The organism is Psychrobacter sp. DM4 (assembly GCF_051307035.1).
Lineage (GTDB): Bacteria > Pseudomonadota > Gammaproteobacteria > Pseudomonadales > Moraxellaceae > Psychrobacter.
In genome coordinates this window covers 2,806,383-2,824,923 of sequence record NZ_CP195536.1, presented here as the reverse complement: position 1 = coordinate 2,824,923, position 18,541 = coordinate 2,806,383, and the positions used below count along the sequence as shown (strand labels likewise).

Genomic DNA, 18,541 nt, shown 5'->3' with positions numbered 1-18,541 from the left:
AATGAAATATATCAGTACCCGGGGTCAGACTGAGCCGATGGACTTTAGCGATGTGCTTTTATTAGGCCTTGCCCCTGATGGCGGCTTGATGCTGCCAGAGCATTATCCAGCGATTGATACTGATACTCTCGATAAATGGCGTGGGCTTAGCTATCCAGAATTGGCATTGGCAATTATGCAGCGCTTTGCAACTGACATTTCTGCAGCTGATTTAAAAGATATTATCGACCGCACTTATACTGCTGAAGTATTTGGTAATAAAGAAATCGTTCCCGTTCGTAAACTTGACGATAATTTATACATTTTAGGCTTGTCAAATGGTCCAACGCTAGCCTTTAAAGATGTTGCGATGCAGTTTTTGGGTAATGCTTTTGAATATGTACTGAAGAAAAAAGATGCTCGCATTACGATTATCGGTGCGACCAGTGGTGATACAGGCAGTGCAGCTGAATACGCACTACGTGGCAAAGAGAATATTGAGGTCTTTATGCTATCGCCGCATGGCCGAATGAGCGAGTTTCAGCGTGCGCAGATGTATAGCTTGACGGATGATAATATCCACAATATCGCCATTGATGGCATGTTTGATGACTGTCAAGATATTGTCAAAGCGCTACAGCAAGATGCAGAGTTCAAAGCTGCCTATAATCTAGGCACAGTCAATTCTATCAATTGGGGCCGTATACTGGCGCAAATCGTTTATTATTTTAAAGCCTACTTTGCGGTGACCGATAGTAATGATGAGTGTGTGAGCTTTAGCGTACCGTCAGGGAATTTCGGTAATATATGTGCCGGTCACATTGCTCGCGAGATGGGTTTGCCTATTGGACGTCTAATCGTCGCGACCAATGAAAACGATGTACTGAATGACTTTTTCAACAAAGGAGGTTATCAGCCGCGCCCCACCGAGCAGACTTATATCACTTCAAGCCCGTCGATGGACATCTCCAAGGCCTCTAATTTTGAGCGCTTCGTGTACCTATTATTAGATAAAGACAGCACGCGCGTTCATGAGTTGTTCGAAGGCGTCAAGTCGGGACAAGGCTTTGATCTCTCTGACGCGATGGATACAGTTAATACCCGCTACGGTTTTGCAGCTGGCAAATCAACCCATGAGGATCGCCTGCAAACTATTCGCGCTTTATATGAGCAATCCGGTGAACTGGTAGACCCGCATACTGCTGACGGTATTAAAGTAGCTAAGGAGCTACAGCAAGATGGCGAGGTTATCATCTGTGCTGAAACGGCTTTGCCCGTCAAATTCTCAGATACTATCGTTGAGTCCATTGGACCGATCGATATTGCTCGTCCTGCTCATACTGAGGGCTTAGAAGATTTGCCGCAGTACGTTATCGTATTAGCTAATGACGCAGCGCTGGTCGCTGAGCAAATTCGTAAGTACGTGACTGCAAACGTATAATAGTTCTAATAATGGTTTCATGTGGAACAATAATTTTAATGTTCCACATGAAACAAAGATCGTAACGACAGTTAGTGCCTCTATGAAAGTTCAAAATAGATATATTTTTGTAAAAATATGTCCGAAATTATGCTATGGTTCATACTATTGTAAATATAGAATTTGTACGCCTATAGTTTGAACGCTTTACATAGGATTGTTTGATCACTATCAAGCCTATCCTCTCAGTCTATACTGCCTACGATAAACTCAATATTTTGTGGATATAATAATGAAGATAAGCATCACTGCCATAACCAAGGCTTTTATTGTCACCGCTTTTAGTAGCACTATGCTACTGACGACTGCTTATGCTAACAATCCACCACCTACGATCAAAGCTGATGCGCCCAATCGCTATATCGTCAAAAAAGGCGATACCTTATGGGATATATCAGGACGATATCTAGATAGCCCTTGGCGCTGGAGAGATATTTGGGCGACCAATAAGCAAATCAAAAACCCAAACCTCATTTATCCAAACGATGTTCTTATCTTGTGCGTTATTCAAGGTAAAACGCTCATTGGTGTTGATACGGGCGAGGGCTGTGCTGGCGTTGAGAGGCAATTAACAGGCAATGTTGCGGTCGCTGCGGTCGCTATCACGTCGATCGCCAATAGTATTCCTGCGATTCCGCGCTCTGCCATTCAGCACTGGCTTGATAAAACCATCATCGTCAATCCAGCAGACTTTGAGAGTACGCCATATGTCTTGGCATCTAAAACGGGTAATTTGATTACCGCAAGCGGTGACAAGGTCTATGCAAAAGGCGTTCCTTTAATTGTCGGTCAACGTTATGGCGTCTACCGCGAGGGCGAAAAATATATCGACCCCAAGAGCCAAAGAATTATAGGGTTAGAGGTGACCCAAGTAGCAACGGGTATGGTGACGAGCGTGGCTACCAACGGCGTGAGCAGCTTGCAACTGACAGACTCTCATGACAAGGAGGTGCGTGAAGGCGATCGGGTATTCGTTGAGCTGGGTAACTCAATACCGCCTGTGTTCTATCCTCAGCCTGCAACAGTCAATCGCGGTGGTATGATCGTGCGCGTCATGGATTCAATCAGCTCAGCGGCCAAAGGTAGCGTGGTCGCTATCAATCTGGGCAGTACTCAAGGCGCAAAACCTGGCGATGTCTTGACTATCTACCAACAAGGCGCTTTGGTACGTGACACTATCGATAACGATATGCCAGTGCGTCTACCAAATGAGCCAAGCGGTATGCTAATGGTATTCAATACCTTTAGCGATATCAGTTATGCTTATGTCTTAAGCTCTGACTTGCCACTCAATGTGGGTGATAAATTACTACCGCCGCCTTATTTATAACAGTTTTTGAAGGTAAAAAACTAAAAAGAGCAAACGACACATGACCATGCAACGACCTTTTTTATCAGTAGATCAGCGCGCTATATTAGCGCTATGGTATGAGGTCAATGCATCACTATCGGCTTATCATAAGCTGGTTAGTCATTTGGGTAGTGCGCAGCTGGCATGGCAAGCCAAAGCAAACGTTTGGCAAGAGTTGGGTATCCACCATACACATCTCAAACGCCATGAAAACCCAGAGCAGACACAGACTGATCTCGATAAAATTGAGCAAGCCCTGATAGAGGGTCGCTACGGTCTCCTGTTCGCCAATCAGCCTGATTATCCAACATCACTATCGCAAATATATGATCCACCGCCATTGTTGTTTTATCGTGGTAATCATACGTTGTTACAGCAGCCTCAAATCGCTATTGTTGGTAGCCGCAAGCCTAGCACTCATGCGCAAAAGATTACCTTTGATATGGCACAGTATCTCGTACAAGCCGGCTACGTAGTGACTAGCGGTCTGGCAATAGGTGTTGATAAGTGTGCGCACTTAGGCGCACTGACGCAAACGGATACTCTGTATAAGGGCCGCACCATTGGGGTTATGGGTACGGGTATCAATATCAGCTATCCCAATCATCACGATCAACTCTTTAGCAAAATCATCGAGCAAGGCGGCTGTCTTATCAGTGAGCTATTGCCGCATACCCAGCCGCACAAGCATACCTTTCCGCGCCGTAATCGCTTGGTCGCAGGTCTGAGTCTAGCCACGATAGTGACCGAAGCGACGATAAAAAGCGGTTCACTGATTACCGCACGTCTGACCTCAGAGCAGGGCAAGCAAGTCTTTGCCGTACCCAGTCACATTGACAACAGCAACGCTGAAGGTTGCCATCATCTAATACGTGAAGGCGCAACCTTGATATATCATCCGCAGCAAGTATTGGACGATGTGAGTGCCCAACTTTATACGCCATCAATTCATCCAAGTGTCAATAAAACTAAACCTCGCATCAATAACAGCACTGATTACCTGCCAGACGATCAAAAACTTTCGAACACCGCTCCTACGACTAAGGTTGACGTAGTTACACCTGAGCATTTGGCTGCTGTGTACGAGCAGCTTGACTGGCATGGTCAGGATTTAGATGTTTTACTTTCCAGTACTTCGTTAACAACTTCGCAGCTTATTAGTCAACTCATGGAGCTTGAGCTCTTGGGTCTCATTAGTGAGCAGGGCGGTCGTTATCTGCGTATATAGCTATAATTTTTAGCGCGCCTTTCACGGTATTGACCTTTTTATAATGTTCTCAGTCCACTACTTTTAACGTTCACTCTATGCCATCATACAAAGCCAATGTTACCGAATCCGTCGATCAAGCTACTACATGGCTTAAACAAGGACAACTGCTCGCTTATCCAACCGAAAGCGTTTGGGGTATTGGCTGTGACGCCTATGATAAGACAGCAGTCCGGCGTATCTTGGACATCAAACAGCGCCCGCAGCGCAAAGGCATGATTGTCATAACCAACAGCATTGAGCGTTTAATGCCCTTGTTAGACCCTTTAGATAAAGGTATGCGTCAACAAATTATCCATAGCTGGCAGATTGGCGATAGTATAGATGTCCAACATCAGCAAGCCCATACTTGGCTCTTGCCTATCTCTCAAACGCTTACCAGCACTATTCCTTCTTGGATAACGGGCGAGCATCAGAGCATTGCGGTTAGAGTCATCGCCCATCCTCTTATTCGTCAGCTGTGCCAGCGGCTAGTGTCTGCCACTAACCCTTACGGTTTTATTGTCTCTACCAGTTGTAACCCTTCAGGTCAGCCGCCTGCCACAACCCTCACCGAAGCGTGCGCCTACTTTGATGACAAAATACGTTATCTAAGTGCGGAGACTTTGAATTATACGCAGCCAAGCCAAATACGAGATGCAGTTACTGGTCTAATCGTCCGTTAAAAATAGTCATTTGATAAAAGCAGCCTTCATTAAAAGTCACTAACAATAAAACGTATATTTATTATTTCAGTATTGACAGAAATAAAAGAATAGCGCAGTATATCTTTAAACAAACCATAAAAGTCAAGAGTACGTATTCATCATGAAATTAAACCCTGTCACCGAAAAATTTATCTTACATTGGGGCGAAATGGGCTCTAAATGGGGTGTCAATCGTACGATGTCACAGATTCATGCTTTGCTCTACGTGATTGGCAAACCGTTGAATGCCGAAGAGATTACAGAGACATTAGGCGTGGCACGCTCAAACGTTTCTAATAGTATTAAGGAGCTACAGAATTGGGGACTGGTGCAAAAGGTATCGATATTGGGTGATCGCCGCGATCATTTTACGACCAATACCGATGTTTGGGAGCTGGCACGTATTATCGTTGTTGAACGGCAAAAGCGAGAGCTAGATCCTACTGTCCAATTCTTACACGAGCTGATGGATAGTCCTGAGTTTGAACATGAGAATAGCGAAGTTAAAGCCCGTATTCGTGATACGCAAGAGTTCGTCAGTACATTAACCACGTGGTCATCAGAGATGCTCAAACTACCAACGAGTATCCTTAAAAAGGTACTAAAGCTGGGCGCTAGTATCAAAAAAGTTTTGCGTTAATAGTCAAGTCGTATTGATCTCAATAAAAATTTAAGTGTTATTTTCTGTTTGGACAGAAATAAATAAAATTATTTTCCATCAGTTATTCATACAGAGTTCATCGGCATCACCAACGCTATATTTATACTAAGCTCACAAGTTACTTTTAGGATAAATACAATGAAAAACAATAATGGGGCTTACCCTTATCAACAAGTTGTTCTTTTATTTTCAGCACTTGGTAGTGCTCTTGGTGGAGTGATAGCAGAGCTTAGCATCTTAATTATTTTCAGAGAATCAAGCCTTGCGCAGATAGGATTTCAGCCTCTGATATACGTGGGATTGTTTGGATTTTTACCCGCATTTATAACAGCCTGTATATTAGCTTTTATCAAGCTAAAGCAAAGAGCAAAAAATGCTACAAAGATTACTTTTTTGACAGGGTTTTTGGTGTCAGCGCTTTATGTCGCTTTTATAGTGTTATATCTAGGTATAGGGTCTTTATCGGAGATCTTAGTCTTACTCATATTTATGCTGATCGGCGGGTTGTTTGGTGGTATTAACTCTACGGTAGCGGGCTACTTTACCTTACCTAAACTCACTAAAAGCCATTTTGACAACAGCGGTAGAAAAGCACACGATATCGGTAATGATACATTTTATACAGCAAGATTAGATAGATAATGCACAAATCATCGTCAATAAGGAAACTATAATGAATATTTTAATTAGCGGCGGATCAGGGTTTTTGGGTAGTGCTTTTAGCCAAGAGATCATCAGTCGTTATCAAGGCAACGGCAAAGAGGTGCATATCACATGGCTCACTCGGGACAAGACGCAAGCGCATCCAAGTCGTGTCAATATGATGACTTATGATGAGCTTGCCAAGACCGATAACGATTTTGATGTCGTTTTAAACTTAGCAGGAGCGGGGATTGCTGACTCGCGCTGGAGTGATGAGCGTAAGGAACAATTACTTGCCAGCCGCGTCAAACCAACTGAATCACTACTTGAGTACATCGCTGGTAGTCGCACTAAGCCCAAATTGATGGTTAGCGGGTCAGCGATTGGCTGGTATGGCACGCAAGGCGACAAACCGTTAACCGAGAGCAGTGGCTATGAGACCGATTTTTCGCATAAACTCTGTAATACCTGGGAGCAACTAGCGCTCAAAGCGACTGATTACGGCGTGCCCGTTGCTATTGTGCGCACAGGTGTTGTGATGCATCCTGAAGGCGGTATGCTGGGTAAACTTATGATGCCATTTAAGATGGGCGTTGGTGGACAACTGGGTGATGGTCAGCAAGTTATGAGCTGGATCAGCCGTGAGGACTGGGTTGGGGCTGTGATATTTATCATCGAGCAACACGTTGATAGTGCTATTGATAGCCAAGTGACCCAAAATAACGCGACAAAAACCAGTTCTGATACGCCCGCTGTCGTTTATAACCTAACCGCGCCTAACCCTGTGAGCAATCATACTTTTACTAAAACCTTTGGCGCTTGGTTACATCGTCCCACGTTTTTCACTTTGCCAGAGTTTTTACTGAAGCTCATGTTCGGTGAGATGTCGACGTTACTCATTGATGGACAAAAGGTACTCCCGCAAGCCTTGCAAGACGCCGGCTATGAGTTTAAACAGCCAATACTCAAGCAGGCCTTAGAAGAGCAGCAGTAAGATATGTTTATAAGCTTAGGGATTGGTTTTGTTTCATGTGAAACTTCTAAGCAATGTAGCAACGTTTAAATATAGCTAGGCGGTTTGGACGCAATCTATAAACCGCCTAATTATTTAGCCTATTATTTCAGTTTTGACAGAAATAAAGTAAATTATATAAGTGGATATTTGCATAGTTGGATAATTAAGGAGAACACCATGCGTCATCCTTCGCTCAACAAAATCGAGTGGCAAGACTTACGTCAACTGCGTCTTGCCGAAGTTATTTACAACGTATTACTGTCATTGCCGTTTTTACTATGGTCATGGTGGAGTGCATGGCAAGGGTTTTGGCTACTGGCACTAGTAGGGACGTTTTTCTTTTTTACCGCCGCACTCAGGCAGGCTCACGACTGTTATCACCATACTTTAGGTGTCGGCAAGGTTGCAACCGAGCTCATGCTATTTGTGCTCAGCATCACAATGCTCTGTAGTACGCATGCGATTCGCCACACTCACCTCAATCATCATCGCGATCCGCTAGGGGAGAGCGATGTCGAGGGCAACTGGGCACGGTTGCCTTGGTACCAAGCGATACTTGGCGGTGGGTTATTTTCGATAGCGATTCAGTGGTTTGGCCTGACTCATGGCAGTCATCGTAACCGCTTGCTTGTCGCTATCGATATGATGTTGATAGTCACTGTAACGGCAGCCGCTTTTATCACTATGTATCCTGTCTTAATCTATCATGTGCTGGTCATGATACTTGCTAATACTATGGTCGGCTTCTTTGCAGTATGGAGCGTCCATCATGGCTGTGATGAGGGCGTTTTCGCTCGCAGTGAGCGTCGCCCCTTTATTAATCTGTTGACTTTTAATCTGCTCTACCATATCGAACATCATCTATTCCCAGCCGTACCCACCAATCATCTGCCAGAGCTTGCCACACGTTTGGATGCTCAGGCACCTGAGTGGACGCGGCAGCCTGTGATACCTATATTAACGACTAGCTATCTAGAAAAGATGTGAACGACGAAAAGTCATAAAGATACACAAAGTGATACTAGGCTGTAAGCGATACTATAGAAATATTGACGATTAATACCAGATCTTAAGGAGTTATCACATGATCATTTCAAGCAAAGAGAACCACTCAATCTCAGAGGTTGCAGCTATTACCATGTACTACGATGATAGTTGCGTGCTCTGTAGTACTGAGGCGCACGGTATGCAAACTCGTAGACCAAAGGCTATTAAGCTGATGCCAGTAGAGCACGGCATAGACGAGTTACAAGAGGCAGGGTTTAGCCGCGTCGATGCCATGACCTATTTATGTGTTAAGACCGATCAAGGCGAGTGGTACACACATATGGATGCCGTCAGACTGCTATACAAAATGGGCGGGGTTAAATGGGCGTCGGTATTATATCTACCTATCATCAAACCATTTGGCGACTTCATCTATCCTACTGTCGCGCGCAACCGCTACCGTATTCCAAACTGGATAATCACACTCATTTATGGTAAAGCAGTGACTCAAGCCTGTACTAACGGCGTTTGCAAAATCGCTCCTGATAAGCGTTAGAGGATTTTCTATGAAGTTTGAGTGAAAACTTACTAGCGCTATTTAGCTTTAGGGCGCTGTACAGTAAGCTGGCTTTATATTTACATAGTTAGATAGGGTTATGTGGTTTTTTATCATTTTTACGCAGCTACTTACACTCATAACCATCATGATTCTTTTATGGATGATCAAACCGAAGCGCGCTGCTAGTAAGATTGTGCTTATCATAGCTGTTTTGCTGTTTAATAATGTGGCGCTCATTTATGGTTTTACCGAATTTTGGTACGAGCGTTTTCATGTCTATTTGGTTGTCGCCATCTTGCAAGGGTTTATGTTCTATGCGATTGTAATAACAGCGCTAGCGAGGCTTATATTAGCCAAAGTATTGAAACAAAATCCACATCCCAAGCAGACGCGTTTATTTGCTATCGGCACTTTTGCCAGCATAGTAATGCTCGCAGTATTTAACGCTTATTCGCCAGCGCTTCGCTATATGACGGTCACAACTGACAAGCCTTTAGATAAACCTGTGGATATCGCGCTTATCTCTGATACGCATTTGGGTAGGTGGTTTGGTAATCGGCAAATAAAAAAGATGGTTAACTTAATTGATGAGCAAAGCCCTGATGTGGTCGTCATCGCTGGTGACATTATGAATGACACGACCATCGCTTATGACAATACCAACATGCATGAGCAGTTGTCTCAGCTAAAAGCGCCGCTTGGCGTCTATGCTACGCTTGGCAATCATGACTACCGAGGCTATGATGCAGAGATTACTCAAGCTGTGGAGGCGGCTGGCATTACAGCGCTCGATAGTGAAAGTGTATTGTTAAATGATGCGGTGTGGCTGGTTGGGCGCTCAGACGATGTCGATTTGACGAGGTTAGCAGCGGACACGCTACTCAAGCAAGTCGATACTGACAAGCCTGTAGTCTTTTTGGAGCATCGCCCTTCAATGATGGAGGAGATCAGCGTGCTGCCAGTAGATTTGCATTTATCTGGTCATACGCATGGCGGGCAAATATTCCCGTTAACGATGCTAAAAAACTGGTTTGAACCGCTCAATTATGGCGCAAAAAAGCTAGGGAATACGCAGTTTTTGGTGACCTCAGGTTATGGGTTCGGCCCTGTGCCGTTTAGATTCGGTACGCGCTCTGAGATTTGGATGATTAGGTTACAATCAACGTCCTAAGCCAAACTCCTAATAATGACTTAACAGCCTCTACTATTAAGCGGCTTTTTTATTGATTTTGGTTTGAGCTGTTCTCATATCTGTAGTCTATTCAGCTCTAGGGTACCTTATGCGCTATACGTTTTTTATCACTGTGTTTATGCTCCTACAGCTCTTTAGTACGGGTGCTGCGCTCAGCTTGCAGTGGTGGTTTGCGCCTTGGAGTACCTCGGCATTACAAGTAGCGGTATGGATCATAGTATTTGCTGTTACTAATGGACTGCTAGTATTAAGCGTCAAAAGAGCCTTTGCCAATAGCTATCGCTGGGTGAGTATGTGGATGCTTATCATGCATTTTGTGATATTGACTGCGCTAACAATCAGTATTTTGTATGGCGGGTACTGGCTGCTGGCTTCATTTACTAGCATAGCGCCAATTCAATCAGCCAAGCTAGATTTTGGCCTTCGAGTATTTGCGCTAATTACATTCATAGGGTTATTCGTCTATGCGCTTTATAGCGCTTACGTGCCTGTCGTGCGTAAGCTGAGCCTTGAGATTGATAAGCCGTTATCTCATCCCTTGCGCTTGGCACTGGCCAGTGATCTACATATTGGACGCCTGTTTGGTAATAGAGCGATTGATAAGTTGCATCAGCTCCTCATTGATAATCGAGCAGATATTTTGCTGATGCCAGGCGATATTATGGATGATAATACGCAGGCGTTTAATGCCTATAATATGTCCAAAAATCTAGCTGAACTATGCGCGAGTGTGCCTTACGGCGTTTATGCCACTTTAGGCAATCACGATTTGTATGGTCATGAGCAGCCTATTAGCGCCGCGCTACGCCGCGCCGGTGTACAACTATTAAATGATGAGGTGCTAAGGATTAAGCACAAAGGTGATCCGCTGTGGTTAGTCGGACGTTTTGATAATCATAAGAGTCAGCGCGTCGCTACCACTGAACTGTTAGCGAAAGTGGATACGACAGAGCCTGTTGTTCTACTTGACCATAGACCGAGCGATATCGAGGAGCACAGTCAGCTACCGATAGACTTGCAGGTCTCAGGGCATACCCATAATGGACAAGTATTTCCGGCAAACTTCATCGTCAAGGCTATTAATAGAATAGGCTATGGCTACGAAGCCATAAACCAAGGTCACTTTGTAGTGTCCTCAGGTTATGGCTTTTGGGGTATCCCGTTTCGATTGGGATCGCGTGCTGAGATTTGGCTCATTACTTTAAAAGGCAACACGCACTAGGAGGTAGAACCGATTAAAAGGTAAAGCGGATTACGTGATAAGAAATTTATACAGATACTCAATCTTTAAGCCGCTAGTCTGGCCTGAGCTTTTATAATTTCATTCACAAATTCGGCGAAGCCCTTGATGATATTGTGCGTCTCTTTAGCAATGCCTTGATGAACACTCATCAAATGGATAAAGCCATGCGGCGCGCCGAGCACAGTATACGTCTGGGTCGCGATACCAAAACCTTCTAACTGCTTAGCATAAGCAAAAGCCTCGTCACGCAATACATCGAGCTCGGATGCAACCACGTAAGTCGGACACACCTGATGGTTATCGCCTAGCATCGGTGATATCAGTAGATGATCGCGCGATAGCGGACTATTAGCAAGGCATGCCGCGTCAAACACCGCCACATCAGCATGATCTAATAACAAGCCTTCACCGTACAGCTCCCAGCTAGGATAGTCATTTTCGACATCCGTCACAGGATATAGTGGCATTTGCGCAAGCGGTGCTGGCAGGTTTTGAAGCTGTGCAAAACTCTTTTGACCCTCAGCGCCCAAATCTGCCCATGCGTTTTGAGTCGGGGTAATCACTTGCTGCGCTACCAGCGTTGATATACCGCCGCCTGCACTATCACCCGCTAATACGATACGCTTGGCAGACGCGCCTAAAGTATGAGAGTTTTCAGCCAGCCACGCGTAAGCGGCGATACAGTCTCTGAGTGCTACTGGTGCTGGATGCTCAGGCGCTAACCGATAGTCAACGCTAACGACAGCCCAGCCTGTTTGCTCACATACGGCATGGCAGAACTCATGGTGCGTGTCGACGTCGCCTATACAGAATCCACCACCATGAAAAAACAGCATCACGGTTTCATCAGGATTGGCGCTAGAGTTGGCCTTATCGTTATTCTTTGCCTGATAGCAGCGCACCCTCATGTCGCCCGCATCAGCATTAGCAATCGTTTTGTCTTGCCAATTTACCGACTTGGCCCCTTTTTTCATAAAGCGCTTAAGATTACTGCGCTGACCTACGCCTTCTTGCTGCCATACTTTTGGGGCTTGCATAGCAACGGAATCAGCTGCGAATCTTTGACGTAGCTCTAGCATTTTATCGATATGTAGCGGCGTCTTCAGTTTGCTGTTTGCAGCAATGATCAGACGCATATGCGCATCGGCATGTAAATATTGTTTGGATGTCGGACCCTTCAAACGCGTCACTACGTTCTCTAGTAATGGATCTGGCAAATAGCTGATACCCTTTAAGACATAATGAAGGGCATGACGCTGAAAATCGTTGGTTGGCAAGTAACTAGCGAGCTTTTCGCTGACAAGTCGATAAGTGCCATTAGTAGGGCTTTCATTATTGTGGTAGCTCTTTATCCGCTCTAAAAGCGCTATATCAGTTTGAGTGTTGTCTTTATTTGAGGTTATCGCTGCTTTATTTATCCAAGTATTGAGCGATGTTATTGGTGAGTTTGGCATAACATTTCTCATAGTCTTACTCTCTTATTTAATGCATAGTCAGCACAAAAGCCAACGTTTACTCTAAGGTGTTATATAGATGATGATTATTTGAGAGAATGATAAAGCAGCTATTAAACAAGTTGAGTGCTGTTTGGTAATGGTTTATATACGGAAAGTAAAGTATTTGGAATAACTGGTACTTCTTGTGCCTTTTGTAAGTGTATTTTTACACTTAACTTGATAGCAGTACTTAGAATATGGATATGCTGCTGATACTCTAGAAGCCTTACAATGTTTTTGGGTTGGGCCTAGTATTGAGACTAGTGGTAGCACCAAAAAATTATCCAAGATAAAGGCTTGAAATTAGCACCTATAGCCTTTATCAATCAGCTATTGAGATAGCTCTATAAAAGAGCAAATAGTAACAGTCAAACCACTTAAAAAACCTATCAGTTGCAAACGAGTACAAGCACAGAAGGATGAGTGGCTAATAGGTCTTAAATTATTTATCGCAATCATAAGGAGTTATCATGAGCGAGAACAACCCCAATCAAAATAACAGCAATGAGCAAACGGCGCACGACAATATCGAGGGCAATGAGAGCGTGCTCGCTGAAACTATGGATGAATTCGATCCTGCCAATAATTCAGGTCATAATGAAACTATAGAGAGCGATATCGACTTAAGTGTCTTTGAAGCGCGTATCAAAGAATTAGAAGGCGAGGTGAAGCAAGCTCGCGAAGGCACTGCCCGCGCCAATGCTGAAACCTACAACGCCCAAAAACGTATAGAACAAGAAGCGGATAAAAGTAAAAAATTCGCTCTACAGAAATTTGCGAGAGAATTACTTGAGATTGTCGACAATTTAGAGCGCGCCATCGAAAGTGCTAATGCGGATGATCCTGTGGCTGAAGGCGTTCAATTAACGCATAAAGCCCTCGTTGCAGTACTGAGCAAAAACGGTGTCGAAGTTGTCAATCCTATGGGCGAAAAATTCAATGCTGATTTTCATGAAGCAGTCGGTATAGACGCTGAAGCTGAGGCAGATACGGTAGGGACTGTACTGCAAAAAGGCTATAGTCTAAACGGTCGTTTATTGCGTCCTGCTATGGTTCGCGTCGGTCAATAATAATTAGTCGATGATATAATCCTTGTTTATATCAGGGATATTCACAAAAATTCACATAAAAACTAAGGATTACGTAGGCATTGACTTGAAAAAATGCGTGCGTAAACCGATATAAAGCAACAAGTGACCTACTAAGGTCTGATATGTCAGCCTTACTTCTCGGTTATAGATTCTAAAATCATAAGCGATATAGTAAGGCTAGCACTCAACACAATAATCAAAAAATTAGGAGTATTTAATTATGGGTAAAGTAATCGGTATTGACTTAGGAACCACCAACTCATGTGTGGCGGTAATGGAAGGCGATAGCGTTAAAATTATCGAGAATGCTGAAGGTACGCGTACCACACCTTCAATCGTCGCTTACAAAGATGACGAAACGCTCGTTGGTCAATCAGCTAAGCGCCAAGCAGTTACCAATCCAAAGAACACTTTGTTTGCTATCAAGCGTCTGATCGGTCGCCGCTTCGATGACAAAGTCGTACAAAAAGACATCGGCATGGTTCCGTACAAGATCGCAAAAGCGGACAATGGCGATGCTTGGGTCGAAATCAACGGCAAAAAATTAGCACCACCACAAGTTTCAGCCGAAATCTTGAAAAAGATGAAAAAAACAGCAGAAGACTATCTTGGTGAGAGCGTCTCAGAAGCGGTCATCACTGTTCCTGCTTACTTCAATGACTCGCAGCGTCAAGCGACCAAAGATGCGGGTAAAATCGCCGGTCTTGATGTTAAGCGTATCATTAATGAGCCAACTGCTGCAGCCCTCGCTTATGGCATGGACAAAAAGCAAGGCGATAGCACGGTTGCCGTATATGACTTAGGCGGTGGTACGTTTGATGTCTCAATCATTGAAATCGCTGATGTCGATGGTGAGCAGCAATTTGAAGTACTCGCCACTAACGGTGATACGTTCCTCGGCGGTGAAGACTTTGACTCAGCGCTTATTGACTATCTCGTTGACGAGTTCAAAAAAGAGCAAGGCGTCAACCTAAAAGGCGACTCTCTTGCTATGCAGCGTCTTAAAGAGGCTGCTGAAAAAGCGAAGATTGAACTTTCAAGTGCGCAAAGTACTGAAGTCAACTTGCCGTATATCACCGCAGACAGCAACGGTCCTAAGCATTTGGTCATCACGATCAGCCGCTCAAAACTTGAGAGCCTAACTGAAGAACTCGTCAAGCGCACCATGGGTCCTTGTAAGATAGCTCTAGAAGATGCAGGCATCAAGCTAACTGATATCGACGACGTTATCTTAGTTGGTGGTCAGACACGTATGCCACTGGTACAACAACACGTTCAAGACTTTTTTGGTCAAGAGCCGCGTAAAGACGTTAACCCTGATGAAGCTGTTGCCGCAGGTGCAGCGATTCAAGGTGCGGTCTTATCTGGCGACAAAACTGACGTCCTATTGCTCGATGTTACGCCGTTAACCCTCGGTATCGAAACGATGGGCGGCGTAATGACACCAGTTATCGAAAAGAACACCATGATTCCGACCAAGAAATCACAAGTATTCTCAACTGCTGAAGACAACCAGCCAGCGGTCACGATTCAGGTGTATCAAGGTGAGCGTAAAATCGCCAATCAAAACAAACAGCTTGGTCGTTTTGATTTGACGGATATTCCACCAGCGCCGCGCGGTCTGCCGCAAATCGAGGTCACCTTTGACATCAATGCTGACGGTATCATGAACATCTCAGCAACTGATAAAGGTACAGGCAAAGCGCAAAGCATCCAGATCAAAGCAGACTCTGGTTTGTCGGATGAAGAAGTCGAGCAAATGGTACGTGACGCTGAAGCTAACGCTGAAGAAGATGAGAAGTTCGCAAATCTAGCGCAAGTGCGTAACGAAGCGGACGGTCGTATCCATGCGGTACAAAAAGCGCTAAAAGACGCAGAAGATAAAGTCACTGATGAAGAAAAATCATCAGTCGAAACGGCTATCTCTGATCTAGAAACGGCGACCAAAGAAGATGACCACGAAGATATCAAAGCTAAGCTTGAAGCATTAGACAATGCATTCTTACCAGTCAGCCAAAAGATTTATGCTGATAGCGGCGCAGGCGGCGAGGGTATGGATCCAGGTCAGTTTGGCCAAGAGACTGAATCAGCAGATAGCTCACAAGCTGATGATGATGTCGTCGATGCTGAATTCACTGAAGTTAACGATGACAAGAAGTAATTAGTACTAGTCATTCGCTAAAGTATCAGTATCTCTTTTAGCCTTTAGCCCTTAATCAGAAACGCATTCCTCGGAGTGCGTTTTTTTATGCATGAGAAGACTTATCCAAGGACATAAATTTATTGCAAACTCTAGCAATGTAACAAAAGGTTTCATATATCGACCTTTGTAACTTCGTCACTGATAAATGATTGCAAATCTTAACTCTCCTGCTATCAACGACTGACAGACGCCTTGAAATAATTTGTTACTATGTATACATCGTTAGCAGACAAGACGATAAGATCATAACGATCTACATAAATAAATTACTTGTTTGTCAAATTTCAACTGAAGGAGAGCACAATGAAAACTCTACAAAAAACACTACTCGCATTAGCAGCTGGTTCACTATTGAGCGTAAGCGCACAAGCCGCTATTACTTATGGTAATGGTTATACCGGTCAGCCCTACGTTGGTGTCAAAGTTGGTCAATTTGATACCGATGTTGACGGCGATGATCCAACGGCTTATGGTGTCTATGCTGGTTATAACTTCGATCCAAACTTTGGTATGGAAGTTGAGTATGTAGGATCAGATGATGCAGATTTAGACAATAGTTTTAATGGAGAATACGACATTAAAACCTATGGCGCTTATGGTACTTACCGTTACGCTTTCCCAAATACTGCTTTGTATGCCAAAGGTAAACTTGGTATTGCCAAAACAGAGTTAGAAGCTGATTTTAATAATGGTGGTAGCGACTCTATTGATGACACTGGTATTGCAGGTGGTATTGGTCTTGGCTATGCTATAAGCCCTGATTTCAATGTTGAAGCTGAATATGCCATGATGGATAGCGATTCTGACGCCTCGTTATTGACTATAGGTGCTCATGTAAAGTTCTAAGATAAAGTCTATAACTAAGCTTAATAAAACGATCACTCCGGTGGTCGTTTTTTTATGGATAACTGCTATATAACAATATTTTTCATTGAATCATTGTAAACTATAATTAATAGTATGGTATTGATTTTTAAGACAATGTTGATAACGTAAGTGTGCTACATTAAAGGATAGGAATGACTAGGAGCATACCGCAATGATTGAGACTATTTGGATGATTGAGCCTTGGCATTGGCTCGTACTAGGCTTCTTGTTGATGATTGCTGAGATATTCATTCCAACCTTTGCAAGCCTTTGGTTCGGTGCAGCGGCTATCATTGTGGCGGCTCTTGCTTGGTTATTGCCAGTGCCTTTGGTCGTGCAAGTCCTTGTTTGGTTAGGCTTATCAGTGCTATTTATGTTTGCCTGGATTAAATACATCAAGCCTTTATCCATTGACCGCAAAAAGGCTGGACAGAGCAATAGTACTATCATCGGCGAAACAGGCATGATCGTTGTTAAGCCGCAAGCAGATACGGTTGGCATGATACGTTTCAATGTCCCCATATTCGGCGCAGATGAATGGACGTGTCGTACTGAAGATGCGGTAGTAGAGATTGGCGATAGAGTTGTGGTGACAGGTACTAGCGGTAATGATCTGATAGTAGCGCCTACTCAGCGTTTGGCACCTCCTACTACTGAGGGTCATCTTGCTCCCAATATTACCAATCCTATAACAAAAGACGCTGTTAGAGAAAAAGTCAAAACCAGCAGATTAAATTTAAACAAGCCAAATTTAGATCGAGCCCGTTTAAGAAAGAAATTTAACGATAAATGAGTGATAACGCCTTTTATTACAAGGCTTGAAGTATAAATATGAAATGCAAAAAGACGATATAAATACGACGTTTTGCAGCCTCATTGATGGCAAGCGTCCAAGGAGAGCAGTATGAACAGTATTATAGGTATCCTAGGTGGCGGCGGGATCGTCATGGTGGTATTGATTGCCCTGATAATCTTTACCGTGTTCAAAGGCGTACGTATCGTACCGCAAGGCTATAAATGGGTGGTTCAGCGTCTCGGTAAATATAATCAGACGCTCGAGCCTGGTCTAACATTGATTATCCCGTTTATCGATAGAGTAGCGTATAAAGTCACGACCAAAGACATCGTACTTGATATTCCCTCACAAGAAGTAATTACTCGTGATAACGTCGTAATCATCGCCAATGCGGTGGCTTACATTAACATCGTACGCCCAGACAAAGCCGTTTATGGTATCGAAGATTACGAGTATGGTATTCGCAATTTGGTACAAACCTCATTGCGCTCAATCATTGGTGAGATGGATTTGGATAACGCGTTATCTAGCCGTGATGAGATCAAAGCACTGCTCAAAAATGCTATCTCAGAAGATATCGCCGATTGGGGTATCACGCTAAAGACGGTCGAGATTCAAGACATCAACCCTTCACAAACCATGCAAGCGTCGATGGAAGAGCAGGCTGCCGCAGAACGTTTGCGCCGTGCAACCGTGACGCGTGCCGATGGTCAAAAGCAAGCGGCTATCTTGGAGGCCGATGGACGTCTGGAAGCCTCACGCCGTGATGCTGAAGCGCAAGTGGTACTGGCAAAAGGTTCTGAGGAGTCTATCCGCCTCATTACAGCCGCTATGGGTGACGAAGAGATGCCGATTGTCTACTTGCTAGGCGAGCAGTACATCAAGTCCATCCGTCAATTGGCTGAGTCTGATAATGCAAAAATGGTGGTTCTACCAGCTGATATCTTGAGTACTGTTAAAGGTATGGTCGGTGACAAGCTAAAAGTGTAGTAGTAGATACAATGGTTCTCAGACAAACTAGATAAC

16 protein-coding genes and 1 pseudogene are annotated in these 18,541 nt (G+C 44.1%); 16 read left to right on the top strand and 1 reads right to left on the bottom strand.

Annotated elements, in window-relative coordinates; genetic code table 11:
• Nucleotide 1: 1 nt before the first annotated feature.
• The 11 genes from thrC (at nucleotide 2) to ACR64G_RS12065 (ending at nucleotide 11,041) form a co-directional block, all read left to right on the top strand.
• Nucleotides 2–1,420 (top strand): threonine synthase, encoded by a 1,419-nt coding sequence (gene thrC, locus ACR64G_RS12115; RefSeq protein WP_435979525.1) that lies wholly within the window; start codon nucleotides 2–4, stop codon nucleotides 1,418–1,420.
• A gap of 271 nt (nucleotides 1,421–1,691) precedes the next feature.
• Nucleotides 1,692–2,789 (top strand): LysM peptidoglycan-binding domain-containing protein, encoded by a 1,098-nt coding sequence (locus ACR64G_RS12110; RefSeq protein WP_435979524.1) that lies wholly within the window; start codon nucleotides 1,692–1,694, stop codon nucleotides 2,787–2,789.
• Between the two features lie 40 nt (nucleotides 2,790–2,829).
• Nucleotides 2,830–4,038, top strand: a complete 1,209-nt coding sequence (gene dprA, locus ACR64G_RS12105) for a DNA-processing protein DprA (RefSeq protein ID WP_435979523.1) — start codon at nucleotides 2,830–2,832, stop codon at nucleotides 4,036–4,038.
• 77 nt (nucleotides 4,039–4,115) lie between these two features.
• On the top strand, nucleotides 4,116–4,742 hold the full coding sequence (locus ACR64G_RS12100; RefSeq protein WP_435979522.1) for an L-threonylcarbamoyladenylate synthase: 627 nt from the start codon (nucleotides 4,116–4,118) through the stop codon (nucleotides 4,740–4,742).
• Nucleotides 4,743–4,884: 142 nt separating this feature from the next.
• Nucleotides 4,885–5,403, top strand: coding sequence for a GbsR/MarR family transcriptional regulator (locus ACR64G_RS12095; protein WP_435979521.1), 519 nt, complete (start codon nucleotides 4,885–4,887; stop codon nucleotides 5,401–5,403).
• A gap of 159 nt (nucleotides 5,404–5,562) precedes the next feature.
• Nucleotides 5,563–6,066: a hypothetical protein gene (locus tag ACR64G_RS12090; protein WP_435979520.1), complete on the top strand. Its 504-nt coding sequence runs from the start codon at nucleotides 5,563–5,565 to the stop codon at nucleotides 6,064–6,066.
• Nucleotides 6,067–6,097: 31 nt separating this feature from the next.
• On the top strand, nucleotides 6,098–7,060 hold the full coding sequence (locus ACR64G_RS12085) for a TIGR01777 family oxidoreductase (RefSeq protein ID WP_435979519.1): 963 nt from the start codon (nucleotides 6,098–6,100) through the stop codon (nucleotides 7,058–7,060).
• 198 nt (nucleotides 7,061–7,258) lie between these two features.
• Nucleotides 7,259–8,068, top strand: a complete 810-nt coding sequence (locus tag ACR64G_RS12080) for a fatty acid desaturase family protein (protein WP_435979518.1) — start codon at nucleotides 7,259–7,261, stop codon at nucleotides 8,066–8,068.
• A gap of 97 nt (nucleotides 8,069–8,165) precedes the next feature.
• Nucleotides 8,166–8,624 (top strand): thiol-disulfide oxidoreductase DCC family protein, encoded by a 459-nt coding sequence (locus ACR64G_RS12075; RefSeq protein WP_435979517.1) that lies wholly within the window; start codon nucleotides 8,166–8,168, stop codon nucleotides 8,622–8,624.
• A gap of 163 nt (nucleotides 8,625–8,787) precedes the next feature.
• Complete coding sequence (locus tag ACR64G_RS12070; protein WP_435979516.1) at nucleotides 8,788–9,798, top strand: metallophosphoesterase; 1,011 nt, start codon at nucleotides 8,788–8,790, stop codon at nucleotides 9,796–9,798.
• A 109-nt stretch (nucleotides 9,799–9,907) separates the two neighbouring features.
• Nucleotides 9,908–11,041, top strand: coding sequence for a metallophosphoesterase (locus tag ACR64G_RS12065; protein WP_435979515.1), 1,134 nt, complete (start codon nucleotides 9,908–9,910; stop codon nucleotides 11,039–11,041).
• A 65-nt stretch (nucleotides 11,042–11,106) separates the two neighbouring features.
• Here the strand turns inward: ACR64G_RS12065 and ACR64G_RS12060 are convergent, their stop codons facing one another.
• Nucleotides 11,107–12,516, bottom strand: a complete 1,410-nt coding sequence (locus ACR64G_RS12060) for an alpha/beta hydrolase (RefSeq protein ID WP_435979514.1) — start codon at nucleotides 12,514–12,516, stop codon at nucleotides 11,107–11,109.
• A gap of 512 nt (nucleotides 12,517–13,028) precedes the next feature.
• Between ACR64G_RS12060 and grpE the strand changes: the two genes are divergently transcribed.
• The 5 genes and pseudogenes from grpE to ACR64G_RS12035 all read left to right on the top strand — a co-directional run bounded on the left by grpE (nucleotide 13,029) and on the right by ACR64G_RS12035 (nucleotide 18,505).
• The gene (gene grpE, locus ACR64G_RS12055) at nucleotides 13,029–13,628 is read left to right on the top strand and encodes a nucleotide exchange factor GrpE (protein ID WP_435979513.1); all 600 of its coding nucleotides are present in this window, start codon (nucleotides 13,029–13,031) and stop codon (nucleotides 13,626–13,628) included.
• Between the two features lie 241 nt (nucleotides 13,629–13,869).
• Nucleotides 13,870–15,810: a molecular chaperone DnaK gene (gene dnaK, locus ACR64G_RS12050; protein ID WP_435979512.1), complete on the top strand. Its 1,941-nt coding sequence runs from the start codon at nucleotides 13,870–13,872 to the stop codon at nucleotides 15,808–15,810.
• A 345-nt stretch (nucleotides 15,811–16,155) separates the two neighbouring features.
• Complete coding sequence (locus ACR64G_RS12045; protein WP_435979511.1) at nucleotides 16,156–16,698, top strand: porin family protein; 543 nt, start codon at nucleotides 16,156–16,158, stop codon at nucleotides 16,696–16,698.
• Nucleotides 16,699–16,891: 193 nt separating this feature from the next.
• Nucleotides 16,892–17,344 (top strand): annotated as a pseudogene (locus ACR64G_RS12040) (NfeD family protein); the annotation flags it as partial.
• Nucleotides 17,345–17,623: 279 nt separating this feature from the next.
• Nucleotides 17,624–18,505, top strand: coding sequence for an SPFH domain-containing protein (locus tag ACR64G_RS12035; RefSeq protein ID WP_435979510.1), 882 nt, complete (start codon nucleotides 17,624–17,626; stop codon nucleotides 18,503–18,505).
• Nucleotides 18,506–18,541: the final 36 nt, after the last annotated feature.